This window comes from Phytoactinopolyspora endophytica, from assembly GCF_004138495.1.
Classification (GTDB): domain Bacteria; phylum Actinomycetota; class Actinomycetes; order Jiangellales; family Jiangellaceae; genus Phytoactinopolyspora; species Phytoactinopolyspora endophytica.
Map to the genome: position 1 here is coordinate 128,014 of NZ_ML142859.1, position 278 is coordinate 128,291.

1 pseudogene is annotated in these 278 nt (G+C 64.7%); it reads left to right on the forward strand.

The annotated features are described in order from the left end of the window. Positions 1-278, forward strand: a pseudogene (locus tag ELR45_RS41220) (ATP-dependent Clp protease ATP-binding subunit ClpX); the annotation flags it as partial.

Here is a 278-nt window from a genome sequence, read left to right on the forward strand (position 1 = left end):
TGCCCTGATCAAGCAGTACAAGAAGACCTTCGAGATCGCCGACAACGTGGAGCTCGAGTTCACCCCCGAGGCGATCGAGGCCGTGGCCGATCAAGCGTTGTTACGGGGTACGGGTGCGCGCGGAACCCGTGCGGTCATGGAAGAGGTCTTGCTCGACGTGATGTACGAGGTGCCGAGCCGTGAGGACATCGGCCGCGTCGTCATCGACAGGGACGTCGTGCTACAGAACGTGCTGCCGACCTTGGTGCCACGCGACGCGCCGCAACGGACCCGCCGGG